The sequence below is a fragment of the Neoluteolibacter marinus genome, from assembly GCF_014904755.1.
In the GTDB taxonomy this organism is placed as follows: Bacteria; Verrucomicrobiota; Verrucomicrobiia; order Verrucomicrobiales; family Akkermansiaceae; genus Haloferula; species Haloferula marina.
The window spans coordinates 1-517 of the sequence record NZ_JACZFQ010000339.1; the positions used below are offsets into that span (position 1 = coordinate 1).

Genomic DNA, 517 nt, shown 5'->3' on the forward strand with positions numbered 1-517 from the left:
GCACGCGGGCATGCGCTGGGTCGTGCCGTCGGCGGAGCCGATCATCACCCGGGGCCTGTGCGAGATCGCGGGTCCGGGCATCGCCTTCGTGCGGGATCACCCCGGTCTCGTGCGGACCTGGCTGGCGCAGGGCTCGATCCTGCGGGTCTGGACGGTCGACACCGCGGCGGACCTCGAGCTGTGCCTGGCCCTGGGCGTCCAGCAGATCACGACCAACCGGCCGGGGGAGCTGCTGGATCGACTCGCTGCGGGCGGTGCCCCCACCGCTGTCGGCAGCAGCGATAGAATGTGTCGAACAGCCCACCGTGAAATGCATATTCATTAGATATTCAATGCAGCCATGTTTCGATATCGTCCCCAGTCAGATGGGTCGAAAATATTGGAGAAAAGGTGTTGCAACTTCATTACTCGCAGGTAACGTATGGGCTGTGCCGACGGGTGCCGAGGCCCTCACCTCACTTCCGTCGACATGGCGCGCCGATTCGACAGGGGCTGTGACAGCAGTCCGAGAGACTGG

The 517-nt window shown here is 63.8% G+C and carries 1 pseudogene; it reads left to right on the forward strand.

The annotated features are described in order from the left end of the window. A pseudogene (locus IG178_RS25165) lies at window positions 1-325 on the forward strand (glycerophosphodiester phosphodiesterase); the annotation flags it as partial. Window positions 326-517: the final 192 nt, after the last annotated feature.